General features: G+C 65.1%; 14 protein-coding genes. 13 read left to right on the forward strand and 1 reads right to left on the reverse strand.

Annotated elements, in window-relative coordinates; translation table 11 throughout:
• Positions 1 to 30 precede the first annotated feature (30 nt).
• The 4 genes from rpoB to MU521_RS17590 are packed head-to-tail and all read left to right on the forward strand — an operon-like array spanning position 31 to position 7,929.
• Positions 31 to 1,857, forward strand: coding sequence for a DNA-directed RNA polymerase subunit B (rpoB, locus tag MU521_RS17575; RefSeq protein WP_092694462.1), 1,827 nt, complete (start codon positions 31 to 33; stop codon positions 1,855 to 1,857).
• Entirely contained in the window at positions 1,857 to 4,775 is a 2,919-nt protein-coding gene (locus MU521_RS17580) for a DNA-directed RNA polymerase subunit A' (RefSeq protein WP_092694459.1), read from the forward strand. The genes rpoB and MU521_RS17580 overlap by 1 nt, the downstream gene beginning before the upstream one ends.
• Before the next feature lie 2 nt (positions 4,776 to 4,777).
• Positions 4,778 to 7,498, forward strand: coding sequence for a DNA-directed RNA polymerase subunit A'' (locus MU521_RS17585; RefSeq protein WP_092694457.1), 2,721 nt, complete (start codon positions 4,778 to 4,780; stop codon positions 7,496 to 7,498).
• A gap of 5 nt (positions 7,499 to 7,503) precedes the next feature.
• Entirely contained in the window at positions 7,504 to 7,929 is a 426-nt protein-coding gene (locus MU521_RS17590) for a NusA-like transcription termination signal-binding factor (protein ID WP_092694455.1), read from the forward strand.
• 144 nt (positions 7,930 to 8,073) lie between these two features.
• On the opposite strand, the gene MU521_RS17595 is transcribed toward MU521_RS17590, so the two are convergent.
• On the reverse strand, positions 8,074 to 9,552 hold the full coding sequence (locus tag MU521_RS17595; RefSeq protein WP_092694453.1) for a CoA-acylating methylmalonate-semialdehyde dehydrogenase: 1,479 nt from the start codon (positions 9,550 to 9,552) through the stop codon (positions 8,074 to 8,076).
• A 180-nt stretch (positions 9,553 to 9,732) separates the two neighbouring features.
• On the opposite strand from MU521_RS17595, the gene MU521_RS17600 reads away from it, so the two are divergent.
• From MU521_RS17600 to MU521_RS17640, 9 genes are all read left to right on the forward strand, one after another.
• Complete coding sequence (locus tag MU521_RS17600) at positions 9,733 to 10,965, forward strand: iron-containing alcohol dehydrogenase (RefSeq protein ID WP_092694451.1); 1,233 nt, start codon at positions 9,733 to 9,735, stop codon at positions 10,963 to 10,965.
• A 252-nt stretch (positions 10,966 to 11,217) separates the two neighbouring features.
• Positions 11,218 to 11,646, forward strand: coding sequence for a 30S ribosomal protein S12 (locus tag MU521_RS17605; protein WP_092694449.1), 429 nt, complete (start codon positions 11,218 to 11,220; stop codon positions 11,644 to 11,646).
• A gap of 2 nt (positions 11,647 to 11,648) precedes the next feature.
• Entirely contained in the window at positions 11,649 to 12,263 is a 615-nt protein-coding gene (locus MU521_RS17610; RefSeq protein ID WP_284732008.1) for a 30S ribosomal protein S7, read from the forward strand.
• Positions 12,264 to 12,604: 341 nt separating this feature from the next.
• The gene (locus MU521_RS17615; protein ID WP_250864817.1) at positions 12,605 to 15,661 is read left to right on the forward strand and encodes a CARDB domain-containing protein; all 3,057 of its coding nucleotides are present in this window, start codon (positions 12,605 to 12,607) and stop codon (positions 15,659 to 15,661) included.
• A 486-nt stretch (positions 15,662 to 16,147) separates the two neighbouring features.
• Positions 16,148 to 18,250, forward strand: a complete 2,103-nt coding sequence (locus tag MU521_RS17620) for a CARDB domain-containing protein (protein WP_250864818.1) — start codon at positions 16,148 to 16,150, stop codon at positions 18,248 to 18,250.
• A gap of 485 nt (positions 18,251 to 18,735) precedes the next feature.
• Complete coding sequence (locus MU521_RS17625) at positions 18,736 to 19,479, forward strand: hypothetical protein (protein WP_139171160.1); 744 nt, start codon at positions 18,736 to 18,738, stop codon at positions 19,477 to 19,479.
• Between the two features lie 84 nt (positions 19,480 to 19,563).
• On the forward strand, positions 19,564 to 20,058 hold the full coding sequence (locus MU521_RS17630; RefSeq protein ID WP_092694441.1) for a DUF6114 domain-containing protein: 495 nt from the start codon (positions 19,564 to 19,566) through the stop codon (positions 20,056 to 20,058).
• A gap of 273 nt (positions 20,059 to 20,331) precedes the next feature.
• Entirely contained in the window at positions 20,332 to 22,236 is a 1,905-nt protein-coding gene (locus tag MU521_RS17635) for a PKD domain-containing protein (protein ID WP_245681216.1), read from the forward strand.
• Between the two features lie 61 nt (positions 22,237 to 22,297).
• Positions 22,298 to 22,981 carry a DUF6114 domain-containing protein gene (locus tag MU521_RS17640; protein ID WP_139171159.1) on the forward strand — a complete coding sequence of 228 codons (684 nt, stop codon included), beginning with the start codon at positions 22,298 to 22,300 and terminating at the stop codon, positions 22,979 to 22,981.
• Positions 22,982 to 22,991 lie beyond the last annotated feature (10 nt).

A 22,991-nucleotide genomic window follows, 5' to 3' on the forward strand; every position in this document is an offset into this window, starting at 1 on the left:
ACCTCATGCTCAATATCGGAGGTATTTCACATGAGTCAAGGACGAGACGCGAAAGTATACGTCAACGGCAGTCTGGTCGGGACACATCCCGAACCGGAGAAGCTCGCAGAGGATATTCGACAGGCCCGACGGCGGGGCGACGTCAGCGAGATGGTCAACGTCTCGGTGAAAGATCGCACCGACGAGGTCATCGTCAACGCCGACGCCGGCCGGGCGCGCCGCCCGCTGATCGTCGTCGAAGACGGCGAACCCCTCATCTCCGACGAGGAGGTCGCCGCGGTCAAGGCCGGTGAACTCGGGTTCGACGAACTCGTCGACCGGGGCTACATCGAGTTCATCGACGCCGAGGAGGAGGAAGACATCCTCGTCGCCGTCGACGAGGACGACGTGACCGAGGATCACACCCACCTCGAAGTGGACCCCCAGCTGATCTTCGGGATCGGTGCAGGGATGATTCCCTACCCCGAACACAACGCCAGCCCGCGGATTACGATGGGATCGGGGATGATCAAGCAGTCGCTGGGGCTGCCCAGCGCGAACTACCGGATTCGGCCGGACACGCGCCAGCACCTCCTGCACTACCCCCAGTTGTCGATGGTCAAGACCCAGACCACCGAACAGATCGGCTACGACGACCGACCCGCGGCCCAGAACTTCGTCGTCGCCGTGATGAGCTACGAGGGGTTCAACATCGAGGACGCACTCGTGCTCAACGGCGGTTCGGTGGACCGGTCGCTGGCCCGCTCTCACTTCTTCCGGACCTACGAAGGCGAGGAACGCCGCTATCCCGGCGGCCAGGAGGACCGCTTCGAGGTCCCGGAAGACGACATACGCGGCGCACGCGGTGAAGAAGCGTACACGCACCTCGACGAGGACGGACTCGTGAATCCCGAAACCGAGGTCGGCGAGAACGACGTGTTGCTGGGCAAAACCTCGCCGCCTCGCTTTTTGGAAGAACCGGACGACATGGGCGGACTCAGCCCGCAGAAGCGCCGGGAGACCTCCGTCACGATGCGCTCCGGTGAGTCCGGGGTTGTCGACACCGTCACGCTCATGGAGGGCGAGGACGGCTCGAAACTCTCGAAGGTCAAGGTGCGCGACGAGCGGATCCCCGAACTCGGGGACAAGTTCGCGTCACGACACGGCCAGAAGGGTGTCGTCGGCCACATCGCACCCCAGGAAGACATGCCCTTCACCGAACAGGGCGTGGTGCCGGACCTGATCCTCAACCCGCACGCACTGCCCTCGCGGATGACGGTGGGCCACGTGCTGGAGATGCTCGGCGGCAAAGTCGGCTCGCTCGAAGGTCGGCGAGTGGACGGGACGCCCTTCACCGGCGAGGACGAGGACGAACTCCGCGACTCGCTGGAAGAACACGGCTTCAAATCCAGCGGCAAGGAGATCATGTACTCCGGCATCACCGGGGAACAGATCGAGGCCGACATCTTCGTCGGGACCATCTTCTACCAGAAGCTCTACCACATGGTCTCGAACAAGCTGCACGCCCGTTCGCGCGGGCCGGTGCAGGTTCTGACCCGCCAGCCCACCGAGGGGCGTGCCCGCGAGGGTGGGCTCCGTATCGGTGAGATGGAACGGGACGTGTTCATCGGGCACGGCGCGGCCATGACGCTGAAAGAGCGCCTGCTCGACGAGTCCGACCGCGAGTGGATCTACGTCTGTGCCGAGTGTGGCATGACCGCCGTCGAGAACGTCGAGCAACGGCGCGTCTACTGTCCGAACTGTGAGGAAGAGACCGACATCCACGAGGTGGAGATGTCCTACGCGTTCAAGCTCCTGCTCGACGAAATGAAAGCGCTCGGGATCGCACCCCGGATCGAACTGGAGGACGCAGTCTAATGAGTCAGCACGCACCCAAAGAAATCGGCGAACTCAGCTTCGGGCTGATGGACCCCGAGGAGTATCGGGACATGAGCGCCACGAAGGTCATCACGGCCGACACCTACGACGACGACGGGTTCCCCATCGACATGGGCCTGATGGACCCGCGACTGGGCGTGATCGACCCCGGCCTCGAGTGCAAGACCTGCGGAAAACACTCCGGGTCCTGTAACGGCCACTTCGGTCACATCGAACTCGCGGCCCCGGTCATCCACGTCGGGTTCGCGAAGCTCATCCGCCGGCTCCTGCGCGGGACCTGTCGGGACTGCTCGCGGCTCTGTCTCAACGACGAGGAACGCGAGGAGTTCACGAGTCGCCTGCGACGCGCGCGGGAACTCGGCAACGACCTCAACGACGTGACCAAGGCCGCCATCCGACAGGCCCGCAAGAAGGACCACTGTCCGTTCTGTGGCGGCCAGCAGTACGACATCAACCACGAGAAGCCGACGACCTACTACGAGGTCCAGCAGGTGCTGACCTCGGAGTACCCCGACCGGATCGCGGAGGCGATGGAGCCCGACCCCGACGACGAGGACGACCGCGGGGTCTCCCCGGTCGAACTCGCCGACGAGACGGGCATCGACCAGAGCCGAATCCAGGAAATCCTCTCGGGCGAGTTCCGTCCGCGCGAGGAGGACCGCAAGGCCATCGAGCGCGCGCTGGACGTGGACCTCACCGAGGAGGACATGAACAAGCTGATGCCCAGCGACATCCGGGACTGGTTCGAGGACATCCCGGACGAGGACATCCAGGTGCTGGGGATCAACGCCGAGCGCTCCCGGCCCGAGTGGATGATCCTGACCGTGCTGCCGGTGCCGCCGGTGACCGCACGGCCGTCGATCACGCTGGACAACGGCCAGCGCTCCGAGGACGACCTCACCCACAAGCTGGTCGACATCATCCGGATCAACCAGCGGTTCATGGAGAACCGCGAGGCCGGTGCGCCCCAGTTGATCATCGAGGACCTCTGGGAACTGCTCCAGTACCACGTCACGACCTTCATGGACAACGAGATCAGCGGGACGCCGCCGGCCCGGCACCGCTCGGGTCGCCCCCTGAAGACCCTCAGCCAGCGGCTGAAGGGCAAGGAGGGGCGCTTCCGTGGCTCGCTGTCCGGGAAGCGTGTCAACTTCTCGGCTCGTACTGTCATCTCGCCCGACCCGACGCTTAGCCTGAACGAGGTCGGTGTGCCCGACCGGGTCGCCACCGAGATGACCCAGACGATGAACGTCAACGAGCGGAACCTGGAGGAGGCGCGTCGCTACGTCTCCAACGGGCCGGAGGCCCACCCCGGTGCGAACTACGTGAAACGGCCGGACGGCCGTCGCCTCAAGGTGACCGAGAAGAACTGCGAGGAACTGGCCGAGAAGGTCCAGCCCGAGTGGGAAGTCTCCCGGCACCTGGTCGACGGGGACATCATCATCTTCAACCGGCAGCCGTCGCTGCACCGGATGTCGATCATGGCACACGAAGTCGTCGTGATGCCGTACAAGACGTTCCGGCTGAACACGACGGTGTGCCCGCCGTACAACGCGGACTTCGACGGCGACGAGATGAACATGCACGCCCTCCAGAACGAGGAAGCGCGTGCCGAAGCCCGCGTCCTGATGCGCGTGCAGGAACAGATGCTCTCGCCGCGGTTCGGTGAGAACATCATCGGCGCGATCCAGGACCACATCAGCGGGACCTACCTGCTGACCAACCAGAACCCACACTTCAACGAGACCCAGGCGCTGGACCTGCTCCGGGCGACCCGGATCGACGAACTGCCCGATTCCGACGGCACCGACGACGCCGGCAACGAGTACTGGACCGGCCGGACGGTGTTCTCGGAGCTGTTGCCCGACGAGCTCACCCTCGAGTTCACCTCCTCGGCTGGTGACGACGTGACCATCGAGGACGGTCAGCTCCTGGAGGGGACCATCGACGAGGACGCCGTCGGGGCGTTCGGCGGGGAGATCGTCGACACCATCGCCAAGGTGTACTCCAAGACCCGAGCCCGCATCTTCGTCAACGAGGTCGCCTCGCTGGCGATGCGCTCGATCATGCACTTTGGCTTCTCCATCGGGATCGACGACGAGTCGATCTCGCCGGAAGCCGAAGAGCAGATCGACGAGGCCATCGGGAACGCCTACGACCGCGTGCAGGAACTCATCGAGACCTACGAGCGGGGCGAACTGGAATCCCTGCCCGGTCGGACGGTCGACGAGACGCTGGAGATGAAGATCATGCAGACGCTGGGCAAGGCTCGCGACAGCGCGGGTGACATCGCGGAAGACGACTTCAGCGACGACAACCCTGCGGTCGTGATGGCCGAGTCCGGCGCGCGTGGGTCGATGCTGAACCTGACCCAGATGGCCGGTGCCGTCGGCCAGCAGGCGGTCCGTGGCGAACGCATCAACCGTGGCTACGAGGATCGCACCCTCAGCCACTACAAGCCCAACGACCTCTCCGCGGAGGCGCACGGTTTCGTGGAACACTCCTACCGGGGCGGGCTGAACCCGCAGGAGTTCTTCTTCCACGCGATGGGTGGCCGCGAGGGGCTGGTCGACACGGCGGTCCGGACCTCCAAGTCCGGCTACCTCCAGCGGCGGCTGATCAACGCGCTCTCCGAACTCGAAACGCAGTACGACGGCACCGTCCGGGACACCTCGGACACCATCGTCCAGTTCGAGTTCGGCGAGGACGGCACCAGCCCGGTGAAGGTGTCCTCCGACGAGGACAACGACATCGACGTGGATCAGATCGCCGACCGCGTGCTCGAGACGGAGTTCGAGAGCGACGAAGCCAAACAGCAGTTCCTCGGCCAGGAGCGTTCCCCGACGAACCTCTCGGAACACGCCGACGACTGGTGGATGGCACAGAGTGACGACTAACCATGAGTGAAATAGACTACGACCCACAGCAGAAGTTCGACGACGTCGACGACGACATCGAGGCCGTCGTCGAGGATACGGAACTGCCCCGGCGGCTGAAGACGAAGGTCTACCGCTCGGTCGACGAGCGCGGCGCGGACGTCGAGGCCGCGGACCAGATCGCCAAGGCCGTCGAGAACCGCTATCTCGACACCCGCGTCGACCCGCTCGACCCCGTGGGGACCGTCTCGGCCCAGTCCATCGGTGAGCCCGGGACGCAGATGAGTGTCCCCGCAGACGAGCGCGTAATCGTCCGTCGCGGGGACGAGACCGACGTGACTGAGATCGGCTCGCTCGTAGATGGGCTGCTCCACGTTCGCGACAGTCAGGCTGTCGACGACCACGAGGTCGCTCGTGCCCCAGAGCAGCTGGAAGTGCTGTCCCTCCGGGCCGACGAGCAAGTCGAGTGGAAACCCGTCGAGGAGGTCAGTCGACACGACGCGCCCGACGAACTGCTCGAATTCGAGCTGGAGTCCGGACGGACGATTCGGGCGACGAAGGCCCACTCGTTCGTGACCCGCGAGGACAACGAGGTCGTCCCTGTCGAAGGTGCCGACCTGAGTGAGGGCGACTGGCTCCCGGTCGTCGGTGAGTTCGACGGCGCACAACTGGACGAGGTCGACCTCCGGGAGTACCTGCCAGCCGACGAGTACTGGTACACTTCGACGCTCACCGACGGTGGCGCTGTCACGTATCCCGGTGGTGAGGATCAGCTACGGAACAAGCGAGAGGCGCTCGAATCGGGTGACCTCGACGAACACGCCGTGTATCCGCGCCAGGGGACCGTCTCGCTTCCGGAGCGATTCCCACTCGACGAGGGAACCGGCTTCTTCGTCGGTGTGTTCCTCGCCGAGGGAAACCTGACAGACCACTACGTCTCGATCTCGAACGTCGACGAGGACTTTCAGGAACGGACTCGAACGTTTGCCGACCGGTTCGACCTCACTGTCAACGAGTACGAGAACGACAGCGGCTTCGCGACAGGCCACGACATCCGTGTCAACGGTACCGTCCTGGTCGACTTCCTGAAAGCCACGTGTATCGAGGATGGAACGAAAGTCGTCCCGGACTTCGCGTTCGGTGCGACGGACGCGTTCGTCCGCGGTGTCCTGTCGGGATACTTCAGCGGCGATGGGAACGTCGCCGAACGCGCCCTCCGGTCGAGTTCGACTGCCGAGCGACTCAGCGAAGGTATCGCGCTGCTGCTCGCTCGTGTCGGCATCTACGCGACCCGGGGCGAACAGGACGGATCGCACACGCTGCGCATCCCGAGCAAGCACGTCCGCCGATTCCACGAGAACGTCGGACTCGTCGGTGAGCGTGGCGACCAACTCGCGAAACTCGCGTCCGAGGTCGATCCTGATGGACCGGACACGACAGACCAGATCCCGAACTTCGGAGATGCGCTGAAACGAACCGCATCCGAGGCCGGTATCCCGTCGCGGCAGGTCCATAGCGCCCACGAACGCCAGCGAATCGGTCGGAATCGGCTCTCCCGTCTCGTCGACGAAATCGAACCCAAGGTCGACGACCCCGAACTCGACGCGCTGAAGCAGGCCGTCGAAGGCGATGTCGTCTGGGAACGGATCGAGTCCATCGAGACGGTCGAACCCGACCACGAGTACGTCTACGACTTCTCGGTGGCCGGGCTGGAGACGTTCACGACGGCGCAGGGCGTCGTGACCCACAACACGATGAACACGTTCCACTACGCGGGCGTCGCGGAGATCGACGTGACCCAGGGCCTGCCCCGGCTCATCGAGCTGGTGGACGCCCGGAAGGAGCCGGACACGCCGATGATGACGGTCCATCTCGAAAACGAGTTCGCCGAGAATCGGGAGCGCGCCCACGAGGTCGTCTGGAAGATCGAGGCCACGCGCATCCTCGCGCTGGGTGACATCTCCACGGACGTGGCCGACATGCTCGTCCGCGTCGACCTCAACCCGGACACCCTGCAGGAGCGGTGGCCGACGGTGGACAACCTCGCCGAGATCGTCGGCGAGATCTCCGAGACCATCGAGTCGAAGCTCGGCGTCGACGTGGTCCAGCTCGACGAGACGGTCATCGAGTTCGGCCCCGACGAGCCCAGCTACCGGGAACTCCTCCAGCTCGTGGAGGACCTCCGGGAGATCGTCTTCAAGGGGATCGAGGACATCGACCGGGTCGTCATCCGCCGCGAAGAGACAGAAGAGAGCGAGGACGGCGAGTTCGTCCTCTACACGGAAGGGTCGGAACTGGGCAACGTCCTCGGCATCGAGGGCGTCGACGCCAGTCGGACCACCTGTAACAATATCCACGAGATCCACCGGAACCTGGGCATCGAGGCTGCCCGGGAGTCGATCATCGAGGAGACGATGAACACGCTCGAAGAGCAGGGGCTCGACGACGTGAACATCCGCCACCTGATGCTGGTCGCGGACATCATGACCAACGGCGGGGATATCCAGTCCATCGGTCGCCACGGCATCTCCGGGAGCAAGGAGTCCGTCCTCGCGCGGGCGGCGTTCGAGGTCACGGTCAACCACCTGCTCGACGCCGCGATCCACGGCGAGGTCGACGACCTCAACGGTGTCACCGAGAACGTCATCGTCGGCAAGCCGATCAAGCTCGGCACCGGCGACGTGAACCTGCGGATGGGGTCGGAGCCCGCACGCACTGACGGGACGGGCGAAGGGGCCGACTGACCCCGATGACCATCTCGCTCTCGGACCGTGAACGCCAGTTCCTCGCCCGTTTCGAGGACGAGGTCGGCGTCACCGTCCGGGACTGCGTGGTCGACGAGGAGTACGACCGCGTCCTCTACGTCGTCGAGGCCGGAGAGATGGCCGAGGCCATCGGTCCGGGCGGGCGCAACGTCGAGCGGATCGAGGACGACCTCGGGCGCGACGTGGAGCTGATCGAGGACGCCGACACCGCCGAGGCGTTCGTGGCCAACGCCCTCGCACCGGCCGCGGTCTACAACGTCACGATCAGCGAGAACGACGACCGGGTCGCCTACGCGGAAGTCGATCACGACGACACCGGCGTCGCCATCGGCAAAGACGGCAAGAACATCGAGGCCGCCCGGCGACTGGCCGACCGACACTTCGACGTGGACGACATCCAGCTGACCTGAACCGGTCGGATTCACGCCACAGTCCCACTCCTTCGACGAACGCCCCGCTCGAACAGCGGTATCGACCGCCGTCGAGGGGGTCCGTCGACCCGGCTCGTGGACGCTGTGGTGAAAAATCCCGACGCGAACGGGAACGCGGCCGAGTCAGGCGTTCGGCCAGCGCTCGATGTAGACGGCTTCGTCGGTGTAGAAGCGGACGACGTCCTCGGACTGGGCGTGGAGGTCGCCGAAGAACGAGTCCTTCTCGCCGCCGAAGTGGAAGAAGGCCATCGGCGCGGCGGTGCCGGCGTTGACCGCGAGGTTGCCGGCCTCGGCGTCGTGGCGGAAGCGCTTGGCCTCGGCACCGCTGCCGGTGAACAGGCTGGCGGCGTTCCCGAAGTCGCTCTCGTTCATCGTCTCCAGGGCCGTCTCGAAGTCCGGCGCGGTCATGAGGTTGAGGACGGGGCCGAAGATCTCCTCGCGGGCGATGGTCATGTCCGCGGTCACGTCCTCGAACAGGCAGGGACCGAGGAAGTTGCCGTTCGGGTAGCCGTCGACCTCGATGTCCCGGCCGTCGATGGAAAGCGTCGCGCCCTCCTGGACGCCCGTTTCCACGAGGTTCCGGACGGCCTCCTCGTGGTCGGGGGTAATGAGCGGGCCGATGGTGGTGTCGTCGTCGAGGCCGTTGCCGACGACCTGTGCCTCGATCTCTTCGACGACGAGGTCGCGGAACTCGTCGTAGACCGACGCCTCGACGACGACGTTGTCGTTGGCGAGACACCGCTCACCGGAGCAGGCCAGCGCGGAGCTGACGGTCTTCTCCGCGGCGAACTCTAGATCGGCGGTCTCGGTGACGATGACGTGGTTCTTCGCGCCGCCCTGTGCCTGAACGCGCTTGCCGTTGGCGGCCCCTTTCTCGTAGATGTTCCGTGCGACGGGCGTGGAGCCGACGAAGGAGACCCCCTCGATGCCGTCGTGTTCGAGGATGGCGTTGACCGTGTCGACGCCGCCGTTGACCAGCTGGACGACGCCGTCGGGGAAGCCCGCCTCGTCGATGAGCTCGAACATGCGCTCGGGGACGAGCGGGTCCTGCTCGCTGGGCTTGAGGATGAACGCGTTCCCGGTGGCGACGGCGTAGGGGAGGAACCACAGGGGGATCATCCCGGGGAAGTTGAAGGGCGTGACGGCGGCGAAGACGCCCAGCGGCTGGCGGACGGCGGTCTCGTCGATGCCGGGCGCGGCGTTCTCGACGTGGCCGGCCTGCATCAGCGACGGGATGCCACAGGCAACCTCGACGTTCTCGATGCCCCGGCGGAGTTCGCCCCTGGCCTCGGCGACGGTCTTGCCGTGTTCCTGGACCAGCAGTTCGGCGAGTTCCTCCTGATGCTCCTCCAGGAGCGACTTGAGGCGAAAGAGTGGCTGGATGCGCTCCTCGACGGGGCGCTGTCGCCACGACTCGAAGGCTTCCTGTCCGGTCCGGACGGCGTCGTCCACGTCGCCGCTCGAACTGAACCCGACACGGGCGATGGGCTCGCCCGTCGCCGGGTTCACGACGTCCTGTCCCTCGCTTCCTGCGGGCGTCGTCCACTCACCGCCCACGTAGTTCCGTACGTCCCCGTACTCCGTGGCTGTCTCCTGTGACATGAGTACGGTTGCTCGTACCGTCGGCCGGAAATAATCACCGCTACCTGTCCAGGATACGACCAATCGGCCGGCCGAACGAACGGTCCGCCCGGAATCGAGAAAACGAACGCGTTTCTCTCCCCGTGTTCGTGTCGGTTTTCGGAATAAACTCTTTTTAATGTGCCTTTCGTTGCGGGGGGCATGTCCGAGCCAGCGCCGACCCACGGGACACGGACGGTCGTCTCACCAGCCAAGACACTCTTCGGCGTCGACGCGGTCGAGCAGGTCGGGGAGTACGCGAGCCGACACGGGGAGACGGTACTGGTGGTCGCCTCCGAGGAGATCTTCGACATTCACGGCGACGGCGTCGTCGAGACGATCGAGCGTGCCGGCGTCGAGACGGCGATCTACACGGACGTCCGGCCGGACCCCACCGTCGAGAACGTCGAGGAGGCACACGCGGTCTACGAGCAGGAGGGGTGTGACGCCATCGTGACCCTGGGCGGCGGCTCGTCCATCGACGTGGGCAAGTCGGTCGGCGTCCTCGCGACCAACGAGGGGACGATCCGGGAGTACGGCGTCGACAAGGCCGGCTACGAGGCCGTCCCCGAGCCGATCCCGCCGCTGATCGCGGTCAACACGACCGCCGGGACCGGCAGCGAGACCACCCGGACCGCGGTGCTGACCGACGAGTCCACGTCGACGAAGTTCATCGTCGTCTCCGAGAACATGGTCCCGACCGTGGCCATCGAGGACCCCGAACTCACCCGCTCGCTCCCCAAGAGCCACACCGCGTTCACCGGCATCGACGCCTTCACCCACGCCATCGAGGCGTTCACCTCGGTCAAGTCCTTCAGCGTCACCGACGGCTACGCTCGGGACGCGATGGCCCGCACCGTCGACGCGCTCCCGGTCGCGTGGGCCAACGGCGACAACATCGAGGCCCGCACGGAAATGATGATCGCCCAGTTCAAGGCCGGCAAGGCCTTCGGCAACTCCTCGGTCGCGCTCGTCCACGGGATGGCCCGGCCGCTCGGCGCGCAACTGCACATCCCCCACGGGCTGGCCAACGGCCTCATCCTGCCCTACGTCGTCGAGTTCAACCACGCCGCCGCCCCCGAGAAGTACGCCGAGGTGGCCCGCCTGCTCGGCGTGGCCGACGAGAGCGACGGCACCCGACAGGCCGCGGCCGCCGCCAGCGAAGGCGTGGAGGGGCTGTGCGAGGAGATCTCGCTCGTGGACTACCTCGACGACTTCGGCGAGGTGCCCGACCGCGAGACCTACCTCGACGCCGTTCCGAAGATGACTCAGGACGCCTTCGACTCCGGGTCGCCGGACAACAACCCGCGGAAACCGACCCGCGAGGAACTGGAGGCACTGTTCGTCAGGGTCTACGACGACGCGCTCGCGCCGGACAGCCGCCGCCGGTCCTGACCCCGCGGTCGGGAGCCGACCCGGCGCGACGCCGCCGCGTCCCGCTTTTCGCCGCGTCTGTAACCCGATCCACTGATCGAACCTACCGCATCGACGAACAACGGTGCCGTGACTCGGGGCCAGGGACGCAGGGCCAGCGGTCGTCACGGCCGAGACGGTCCCACGGGGATCGGGCACAGGCCGCACGCGGACGCCATCTCGTCGGCAGAAAAGATGGCGCTTAAGTACCTCGGTTGGGTACGAACGTGTACTATGGCGAACGGCAAATACGCCGCGCGCAAGCTCAAGAAGGACCGCCAGAAGCATCGGTGGTCCGACTCGGAGTACGCGCGCCGAGAGCGGGGACTTCGGGAGAAGTCCGACCCCCTAGAGGGCGCTCCTCAGGGTCGCGGTATCGTGCTCGAAAAGACAGCCGTCGAGGCAAAACAGCCCAACTCCGCGGTCCGGAAGTGTGTCCGGGTTCAGCTCATCAAGAACGGCAAGCAGGTGACCGCCTTCTGTCCGGGTGACGGGGCTATCTCCTTTATCGACGAACACGACGAGGTCACCATCGCCGGGATCGGCGGCGCGAAGGGTCGCGCGATGGGCGACCTCTCCGGTGTCAACTACAAGGTCGAGAAGGTCAACGGCGTCTCGCTGATCGAACTCGTCCGCGGGAACGCGGAGAAACCGGTCCGCTAATCATGTCCAGCGACGCACCCGAGCCGGAGTCCCCTGCCGGCACCGACGACGAGGAGAGCGCACCCGCGAAGCTGTTCGACCAGTGGGAGGTCACGGACATCGAGTACTACGACCCCTCCACCGAACGCTACATCACGGTCACGCCCATCGCCCACACGATGGGTCGCCACGCCGGCAAGCAGTTCAAGAAAAGCGAGATCTCCATCGTGGAGCGGCTGATCAACCGGCTGATGCAGACCGACGAGAACACGGGCAAGAAACAGCAGGCCACCCGCATCACACGCGAGGCCTTCGAGATCGTCAACGACCGGACCGAGGAGAACCCGGTCCAGATCCTCGTTCAGGCCGTCGAGAACAGCGCGCCCCGGGAAGAGACCGTCCGCCTGAAGTACGGTGGCATCTCCGTCCCGAAGGCCGTCGACGTGTCGCCCCAGCGCCGGGTCGACCAGGCGCTGAAGTTCCTCGCCGAGGGCGTCTATCAGGACTCCTTCAAGACGCCGACCGACGTGGAAGAGGCACTGGCCAACCAGCTCGTCGGCGCGGCCAACGACGACGTGAGCACCTACGCCGTCAACCAGAAAGAAGAGAAAGAGCGCGTCGCGGCAGCCGCTCGCTGACCACGCGGTTCCGTTTTTTCGACGCCATCTCGAATTCGGGACGTGTCCGGACGTCTCCTTGCAAACACATTCTCCACACCTGAGAGCTACCTGTAATAAACAGCCGTCTATATCCGGGAAAATTGTAACTATCCTGTCTCTGTCCAGTATTGAGGCAGTGGCAGCGACGCCAGACCATACGTCGTACATGTAGTTCGCGCACGCGTCAGTGAACGCGCGCGAGAGGGAACGAGAGACGGCCCGCAGGTAGTGGGGCCTGCGGACGGGACTGCATCTCAGTCCGACTGTTGGGGGTCGTGCCACCGCGCTGACAGTCAGCGTGTGAATAGACGGAGCAAACTATGGGATTTGACAAGGGAACGATAACACAGACGGCGGTCGTAACGGTCTCCCTGCTAGCCGTCGTCGGGCTACTTCTCGCGGGTGCCACACCGGCAGCCGCACAGTCCGACGACCCCGGATTCTCCTTCGACAACGATGGGGGCGACTTCGGGTTCAGTAACGGGGACGAAGACAGTGATTCTCCCGGGTTCGACTTCGGTGACGACGGCGACGGACCGGACTTCGGGGGCGACGACGGTGACGATGGCCCCGGGTTCGACTTCGGTGACGACGGCGACGGGCCCGACTTCGGGGGCGACGACGGTGACGATGGCCCCGGATTCGACTTCGGTGACGACGGTGACGGGCCCGACTTCGGGGGCGACGACGGCGACGATGACGGCCCTGACTTCGGGGGCGGTGACGATGGCGACGATGACGGACCCGACTTCGGCGGCGGGAACGACAGTGACGACGGCGACGACGACCAGCCTAACGTCACCTTCGTCCCGACGGTCGACAGCACGAACTCGCCGGTGACGGAAGGCGAGACGCTGACGGTCGAGGCGACCGTCGAGAACACCGGTTCGGGTGACGGCCTCCAGACGGTGACGCTCACCGTCGATGGCCAGGTTCGTGACAGTCAGCAGGTCAGTCTCTCGGGCGGCGAGAGCACGACCGTCTCGCTGTCCTGGCAGACCCAGGGCGGCGACGCCGGTGACTACACGGCATCGGTCAACACGGCGACCCAGGACGCACAGACCAGTGTGACGGTCGATCCGGCTCCGAGCCCGGACCCGGCGAACTTCCAGGTGTCGAACCTGCAGGCACCGTCGGACGCGACGGTCGGTGACACGATCACCGTGTCGGCCGACGTCGAGAACACGGGCGACCAGCAGGGCACCCAGACCGTTGCGTTCGGCGTCGATACGGACGACGACGGGACCCTGGAGACGCTGGCGTCTCAGGACGAGACGCTGGCTGGCGGAGCCAGCACGACGGTGACGTTCGACGTGGACACGAGCGCGCTGTCGGCAGGCACCTACACGCACGGTGTGTCGACGGCCAACGACACGGCCACGGCCCAGATCACGCTGACCGCGCCGCCGGTCGAACAGCCGCCGAACTTCGCGGTGTCGAACCTGCAGGCGCCGTCGGACGCGACGGTCGGTGACACGATCACCGTGTCGGCCGACGTCGAGAACACGGGCGACCAGCAGGGCACCCAGACCGTCGCGTTCGGCGTCGATACGGACAGTGACGGTAGTCTGGAGACACTCGCGTCCCAGGACGAGACGCTGGCCAGCGGGGCCAGCACGACGGTGACGTTCGACGTGGACACGAGCGCGCTGTCGGCAGGCACCTACACGCACGGTGTGTCGACGGCCAACGATACGGCGACGGCCCAGATCACGCTGACCGCGCCGGCCACGCCGCCGAACTTCCAGGTCTCGAACCTGCAGGCACCGTCGGACGCGACGGTCGGTGACACGATCACCGTGTCGGCCGACGTCGAGAACACGGGCGACCAGCAGGGCACCCAGACCGTCGCGTTCGGCGTCGATACGGACGACGATGGAGCGCTCGAAACACTCGCGTCCCAGGACGAGACGCTGGCTGGCGGAGCCAGCACGACGGTGACGTTTGACGTGAACACGAGCGCGCTGTCGGCAGGCACCTACACGCACGGTGTGTCGACGGCCAACGACACGGCGACGGCTCAGATCACGCTGACCGCGCCGGCCACGCCGGCGAACTTCGCGGTGTCGAACCTGCAGGCGCCGTCGGACGCGACGGTCGGTGACACGATCACCGTGTCGGCCGACGTCGAGAACACGGGCGACCAGCAGGGCACCCAGACCGTCGCGTTCGGCGTCGATACGGACGACGACGGGACCCTGGAGACGCTGGCGTCCCAGGACGAGACGCTGGCTGGCGGAGCCAGCACGACGGTGACGTTCGACGTGAACACGAGCGCGCTGTCGGCGGGCACCTACACGCACGGTGTGTCGACGGCCAACGACACGGCGACGGCTCAGATCACGCTGACCGCGCCGGCCACGCCGGCGAACTTCGCGGTGTCGAACGTCGGCAGTAACTCGCCGGTCAACGAGACCGAGACGCTGGACGTGGCCGCGACCGTCCAGAACACCGGCGACCAGGACGGTACGCAGACGGTGACGCTGGACGTCGCCGGCGCACAGCGGGACAGCCAGACCGTCCAGCTGGCGGGCGGCGCGAGCCAGACGGTCACGCTGTCGTGGGCGACCCAGAGCGGTGACGCGGGCGACTACACCGCGACGGTCGCGAGCGCCAACGACACCGGCACGACCAGCGTGTCGGTGAACACGGAGCCGGAGCCGCCGGCGGAGCCGATTCCGTTCACGTCGTACGTGCGCGGTGACGAGAGTTACCTGCACACGGGGACGCCGGACAACGACCGGGCGATCACGTACCCGAGTTGTCGTGACGGCCAGCCCCAGCCGGCCGACCAGCAGCCGTTCTACCTGCCGACGCCGGACTGTATCACCATCGACGGGACGCTGTTCCCCTCGAACAACACCTGGGAAGGTGACATCGACTTCCCGCCCGCGCGGGACTCGGTCAACGGGACTGCGCTCAGTACCATCTACTTCGAGGCCGACATCACACAGGTCGGCGAGGCAGGCGGGACGCTCAACCGCGAGACCGGTGAGATCACGCTGAACACGACGGTCGACATCGGCGTGACGATCTGGAACGTCGACAACGCCCAGACGGGCTGGGAGAACCGCGGCGATCCGGTCTCCGACCCGTCCTGTACGATTCCGTCGGTGAGTCTCTCGCTGTCGACCGAGAAGAGCTTCCAGACGGGCTCGCCGTTCCCGAGTACCAGCACGGTCTCGGGCGAACGGCTCGACGACAACAACGTCGCCAAGGTGGTCTCGGACGACTTCGATGTTGGGAGTGCCAACGGCTGTGGGACCGTCCTCTTCGTTGTCCCACTCAACGATCAGATCAACGGTGAACAGGGCATCCCCGCTGGTCCGGGTGACAACGAAGTCGCCTACGACGTCGAGTTCGACTTCGGTAGCTAAGGCATCGAGACGGAACCACGACCCTCTTTTTTCGCGGTGTGCAGATCGGATCGAGTGGGTGGACCGATTCTACCGTGACTCCTTGTGACGGGCACGCTGATCGGCCAGCCGGTCTGCAGCCGAAACCACCAGTCGCTCGTGTTCCTCCGGGATACATCACGTTCTCCGCCGGCGCCTGGGTGCTGTCTGGCAGTTTTCGACAATCCAATCGAAGGTTAAATTATTCCGACCGTAGCTATTGTAATAAATACCCGTCTATAGCCGGGAAAATTCTAAGCATCATGTCCATGCCCAATACCTCCGTAGTGGCAACGACGCCAGGACGATATGTGGTGTATCACGCGCACGTCTGAGTTCGTGCGCACAACCAGGGAACGAGAGACGGCCCGCAGGTAGTGGGGCCTGTGTCGGGACTGCCCTCCAGTCCCACTGTTGGGGGTCGTGCCACAGCGCTGACAGTCAGCGTGCGAACAGACGGAGCAAACTATGGGATTCGACAAGGGAACAATACCTAACGCGACGGTCGTAACGGTCTCCCTGTTAGCCGTCGTCGGGCTCCTCTTGATGGGTGCCACACCGGCAGCCGCGCAGTCCGACGACCCCGGATTCGACTTCGACGACGATGGAGGCGACTTCGGGTTCGATAGCGGGGACGACGACAGTGATTCTCCCGGGTTCGACTTCGGTGGTGGTGACGACACCGGCGGACCTGGATTTAGTTTCGGCGGCGGTGACGACGCCGGTGAGCCCGGATTCGACTTCGGCGGCGGCGATGGCGACGGTGGGCCTGGGTTCGACTTCGGTGGCGGTGACGCCGACGGCGGGCCTGGGTTCGACTTCGGTGGCGGTGACGACGCCGGTGAGCCCGGATTCGACTTCGGTGGCGGCGACGCCGACGGTGGGCCCGGGTTCGACTTCGGTGACGACGGTGACGACGACCAGCCGAACGTCACCTTCCTCCCGACGGTCGACAGCACGAACTCGCCGGTGACGGAAGGCGAGACGCTGACGGTCGACGCGACCGTCGAGAACACCGGTTCGGGCGACGGCCTCCAGACGGTGACGCTCACCGTCGACGGGCAGGTCGAAGACAGTGCACAGATCTCACTCTCGGGCGGCGAGAGTACGGATGTCACCTTCGAGTGGCAGACGACTGCGGGCGACGCGGGCGACCGGACGGTCTCGGTCAACACCGCGACGCAGGACGCACAGACCAGTGTCACCGTCGATCCGGCTCCGAGCCCGGACCCGCCGAACTTCCAGGTGTCGAACCTGCAGGCACCGTCGGACGCGACGGTCGGTGACACGATCACCGTGTCGGCCGACGTCGAGAACACGGGCGACCAGCAGGACACCCAGACCGTCGCGTTCGGCGTCGATACGGACGACGACGGGACCCTGGAGACGCTCGCGTCTCAGGACGAGACGCTGGCTGGCGGAGCCAGCACGACGGTGACGTTCGACGTGAACACGGGTGCGCTGTCGGCGGGCACCTACACGCACGGTGTGTCGACGGTCAACGACACGGCGACGGCGGAAATCACGCTCGCCGCGCCGCCGGTCGAGCAACCGCCGAACTTCCAGGCCTCGAACGTCGGCAGCAACTCGCCGGTCAACGAGACCGAGACGCTGGACGTGACCGCAACGGTCCAGAACACGGGCGACCAAGACGGTACGCAGACGGTGACTCTGGATGTCGCCGGCGCTCAGCGTGACAGCCAGAGCGTGCAGCTGGCGGGCGGCGCGAGCCAGACGGTCACGCTGTCGTGGGCGACCCAGAGCGGTGACGCGGGTGATTACACGGCCACCGTCTCGAGCGCCAACGACACCGGCACGACCAGCGTGACAGTCAACGCGGAATCGGAGCCGCCGGCGGAGCCGATTCCGTTCACGTCGTACGTGCGCGGTGACGAGAGTTACCTGCACACGGGGACGCCGAACAACACTCGGCCGATCACGTACCCGACCTGTCGGAACGGCCAGCCCCAGCCGGCCGAGCAGAAACCGGACTATCTGCCGACGCCGGGCTGTATCACGGTCGACGGGACGCTGTTCCCCTCGAACAACACCTGGGACGGTGACATCGACTTCCCGCCCGCGCGGGACTCGGTCAACGATACCGCGCTCAGTACCATCTACTTCGAGGCCAACTTCACGCAGGTCGGCGAAGCCGGCGGTACCTTCAACCGGGACACCGGCGAGATCACGCTGAACGCGACGATCGACATCGGCGTGACCATCTGGAACGTCGACAACGCTCAGGTCGGCTGGAAGAACCGCGGCGATCCGGTCTCCGATCAGACGTGTACGATCCCGTCGGTGAGCATCTCGCTGTCGACGGAGAAGAGCTTCCAGACTGGCTCGCCGTTCCCGAGTACCAGCACGGTCTCGGGCGAACGGCTCGACGACAACAACGTCGCCAAGGTGGTCTCGGACGACTTCGATGTTGGGAGTGCCAACGGCTGTGGATTTAGCCTTGGGGTCGTTGATCTGAACGACCAGATCAACGGTGAACAGGGTATTCCCGCCGGTCCGGGTGACAACGAAGTCGCCTACGACATCGAGTTCGATCCGGAATCCGGGAACTGAGACAGCGGCGCCGAAACCCCTCTATTTTCCGGCAGTTCGGGCCGATAGGACGGACTGACTCATCGGGACCCGTCGTGACGGATACGTCGACCTGTCAGCCGGTGTGCAGCCGAGAATCACTGGTCGTTCATGTTCGTTTGGGATACATCACGTTCTCCGTCAGCGCTCGGGTGCTGTCTGGCAGTTTTCGGCACCCAACTCGTCGAGTAAATCGTACGAGCTGGATATCGTGTAATAAATGCCCGTCTATATCCGGGGAAATACTCAGGGTCGATACAGTATGTGTGTTGCAATGACGTGGTAGCAACGGATGAGGCGGTGACCTCTCCCGCTACGTCGCCTGCGTTCTCGTGGGGAGAAATCGTGGGCGGCGCACTCCCGTGGTGTTGGGGCCCGGTGCTTGCATACGTGCCGGGTTATCTGGGGGGAGATCGATGAAACGTCGCACGCCACGCGTCACATACGAACGAGAGTGAGAATACAACATGTACGATAAAAGCATACTCGCAAAGAGTACGGGTGCATCGCTTGGGGTGGTTGCCATCGTTGGCATGCTCTTCCTCAGCACTGGCACCGCATTCGCAGCACCAGTCGCAGGTATCGGTGGGTTCACGATCGAAGCGAACTCGATTACAGGTGACAACCTGATCCTCTATCCGGGCACCTCCCAGGCGGAGAACACGACCGACATCTCCGGGAGTCAGTCGCCCCAGTTCCAGGATCAGTACCCTGTCGGCATCGTCGAGCTGACGAACACCGAGATCGACGGCCTCGAACTCACGAAGGTGTTCGACCTGGAGAACTTCACGACGGCACAGGGCACCAACACGCCGCTCCTGCCTGGCAAGGCTCGGATCAAGATTATCTCCGACTCCAGCCAGAACGTGACGACGAACTCCATCATCATCAAGACGCCGCAGATCGCCGCTGACAGGGCGAAGTTCTCCGGACTGGAAATCAAGGAGAACACGGTCGACAACCCGACCGAAGTCACGGGCTGGCTCGAACTGCGCACGCAGGAGTCCGCCGAGAGCCCGATTCCGGAAGGACAGGGCCTCAACTTCGAGACCGAGTACGACTACTCCGGTGGCTCCAGCCCCGGTCTGGTCCTGCAGGATCCGTTCATCCGTGCGACCTACCTCGCCACGGACTCGATTACGATCCCCAACCTGCGTCTCGAAGTCCAGTACAACCCGGACAACGACGACGTCTACGAGTGGGCCAGCTAACGACAGCCAACTAACCAACCAACCGTTTTTTATACCGCAGTAGCCGCGAGATTTTAGTGCGATAACACGAAAGAGATAGAAACAATGTCTGTTCGAGCAAAACTCTGGGACACGGTTCCGGGTCCGATCCGCCGTCGTATCGACGACCGCCGAAGTCGGTTCAGCGAGTGGCGCGAGGGCCGCCCGTTCATGGGCGCACTCCTGTTGATGATCGGTGGGCTGATCATCGGGTGGGTCCCGATCCAGTTCGCGACCGAACTGGCTATCATCGGTGGCTCGTTCACCGTCATCGGGCTCGTGTTCGCTGTCATGGTCTTCCTGACCGGTGCCTTCGTGATGGCTCGACCCGAGATGTCGACCGTCTTCGGCGTCATCGGAATCGCGCTCTCGATCCTCTCGCTCATCGGCGCCCTGGGTGGGCTGTTCGTCGGCATGCTCATCGGGATCGCTGGGGGTAACCTCTGTGTCGCCTGGCGTCACCCCGACCCGGACCAGGGCACGACCACCAGTACGGGGACCGGTAGCCCGGACGCGGGTGCCAACGAGGACGTGCAGTTCAGCTGGCAGGGCGACCAGTAACCAAGTGGGCTCGCCGACCGTCGATTTCGGCCGTTTCGTCGAGACCGGAGCCCGTCGTCGGGATTATTATTAAGGCCCGTCCATATCCGGGGTAAGGTTCAGCATGGAATCTCGTATTGGTTGGGGCAACGCGCCTCTGAGCGGGCGAGGGGGTTGGGGATTGCCCGTGGGACGGCACACAACGAGCGATTGTTAACTATGTACAACCGGAAACGCATCGCGCGGGGGGCTGGAACCGCCGTTGCGATATGGGCACTGATCGGGCTGTTGATAATGTCGACTGGCGTCGCGTACGCGGTACCGCTGGCCGGCGTGGGCGGGTTCAACATCACGGCGTCCGAGATTACCGCGGACGACCTGGTGTTGTATCCCGGTGTCGGGAACACTGACTCGGAGGAGAACTTCCCGCAGACGGTGGTTCAGCTTTCGAACACGGACATCCAGCAGTTCGCGTTGACAAAGGACCTCGATCTGGGATCGGCCCCGATGTTCCCGATGTCTGGGACGGTACGGATAAAATTCCTGTCACCTGGTGGGACCGACGGCGGGAACGTGCTGGTGAAATCGACCGCGCTCGGCGCAGAGCGGGCGACATTCAACGACTTCGTGACCAACGATACGAATGCGTCCGATGCGCGTGGCCGCTGGCGGATCAGGTCGGACGGGCCGGTCACGCTCGAAGGCACGGACCGGAGCGGTGTCCGGATCCAGGCGCACTACCTGGCGGCCGACCGCATCTCCATTACTGATCTCCGATTCTTCGTCTGCTACGATGTCGACAACGACGGGACGTTCGAGTGGGGGCCGTGCAGCGCCGACACGAGTTCGGGTGGCGACAGCGGCAACACCGCACCCACGGCTGACGCCGAGGCCAGTTCGACGACGGTCGGTACCGGTGACACGGTCTCGTTCAACGGGTCGGGATCGAGCGATCCGGACGGGTCGATCACGTCCTACGAGTGGTCGTTCGGTGATGGCACGTCCGCCACGGGGCAACAGGCCACCCACAGCTACGACGAGCCGGGTGCGTACACGGCGCGGCTGACGGTGACCGACAACAACGGCACGACGGCGATCGACTCGGTGACGATCGTCGTCGAAGGCAACGATCCGCCGATGGCGAGTCCGACCGCCTCTTCGACGACGGTCGAACCGGGGCAGTCGATCACTTTCGACGGGTCGGGGTCGAGCGATCCGGACGGGTCGATCACGTCCTACGAGTGGGACTTCGGCGACGGAACGACTGCGACGGGCCAGCAGGTCACGCACACGTACGCCGACTCGGGCAGTTACGCGGCGACGCTGACGGTGACCGACGACGACGGTGCGACGGCCTCGAACTCGGTCAGCATCACCGTGCAGGGCAACGACTCGCTGATCGCCAGCGCCTCGGCGAGTCCGAGCGAGGTGCTAACCGGCGAGCCCGTCACCTTCGACGGCTCCGGGTCCTCGGCCAGTAACAGCACGATCACGTCCTACGAGTGGGACTTCGGCGACGGGACGACCGCGACGGGCCAGCAGGTCACACACACGTACGACACGGGCGGTGAGTTCACGGCGACGCTGACGGTGACTGCCGACGACGGTGACACCGCGACCGACACCGTGACCACGAACGTCACCGACAACGACCCACCGACCGCCGTCCCGTCGGTCGAGAGCAGTACGACCGAGGTCGGCGTCGCACTCGCGTTCAACGGGTCGGGGTCGAGCGATCCGGACGGTTCGATCGCGTCCTACGAGTGGGACTTCGGTGACGGGGGAACGGGAACCGGCGCGTTCACGACCCACGCCTACAGCGCACCCGGTGAGTACACGGCGACGCTGACGGTGACCGACGACGACGGTGCGACCGCCACGTCGAGCGTCACCATCACGGTCGACGAAAACGACGCGCCGACCGCGAGCGCGTCGGCTAACTCCGACTCCGTGGACCCCGATACCGACATCACGTTCGACGGCTCGGGGTCGAGCGATCCGGACGGCTCGATCGCGTCCTACGAGTGGGACTTCGACGGTGACGGCACCGTCGAGGCGACCGGTGAGCAGGTCACGACCCAGTTCTCGGAGTCCGGCGAGAAGACGGTGACGCTGACGGTGACCGACGACGACGGGGCCACTGCGACCGACACCGTGACGGTGACGGTGAACGACTGCTTCCTGGGGATCTTCTGCTGATCCTTTCACCGTCACACATCGTCGAAAGACAAAAGCGGATCCAGGGTGCAGTTCCGCTGGCATGGTAACGTCGTCGGGGGGCGGATCGTCGGTGCGGGACTGGCTGGCTGATCCACGGGGTGCGTTTCGCCGCTGGCGACAGCCGCGACCGATACTCGGGAGTGTGCTGTTGTTGCTGGGGGCCGCGATCATCGGGTGGGTCCCGATCCAGTTCGCCGCCGAGTTGCTGTTCGTCGGCGGTGCGTTCACTGTCGTCGGCCTGTTTTTCGCCTCGATCGTTGCGTTTTGCGGGCTCGCGGCGCTCGCGAAGCCGGAATTCGCGTCGATCTTCGGCGTGTTCGGCATCGCTTTCGCCACGCTCTCGCTCGTCGGGGCACTCGGTGGTTTCTTTATCGGGATGATCATCGCAACCGCCGGCGGTGTCCTCTGTTACGCCTGGGAGCCGCCGGCCGAGTTCGGCATCGAGGTGAAGACGGTTGCCGAGGCGTCGGAGTTCGTCTGGGGCGGCACGTCCGAGTTCATCTGGGGCGGCACGTCGGGGTTCATCTGGGGGAAGACGTCCGAGTTCATCTGGCAGACCGACGACGAGAGCGACGACGACGGGGACGAAGAAGACGACGGGAACGAGGACGACCTGGGTCTCGGACTCGATCTCGCCGAGGCCGACGGCGCGTCGACGGCCGAGACTGCCGACACGGACGACGAGATCGAGACCGGCGATCTCGACGACCGGTTCAAACTGTAATCGGGACGGA

Source organism: Halorientalis regularis, from assembly GCF_023698535.1.
In the GTDB taxonomy this organism is placed as follows: domain Archaea; phylum Halobacteriota; class Halobacteria; order Halobacteriales; family Haloarculaceae; genus Halorientalis; species Halorientalis regularis.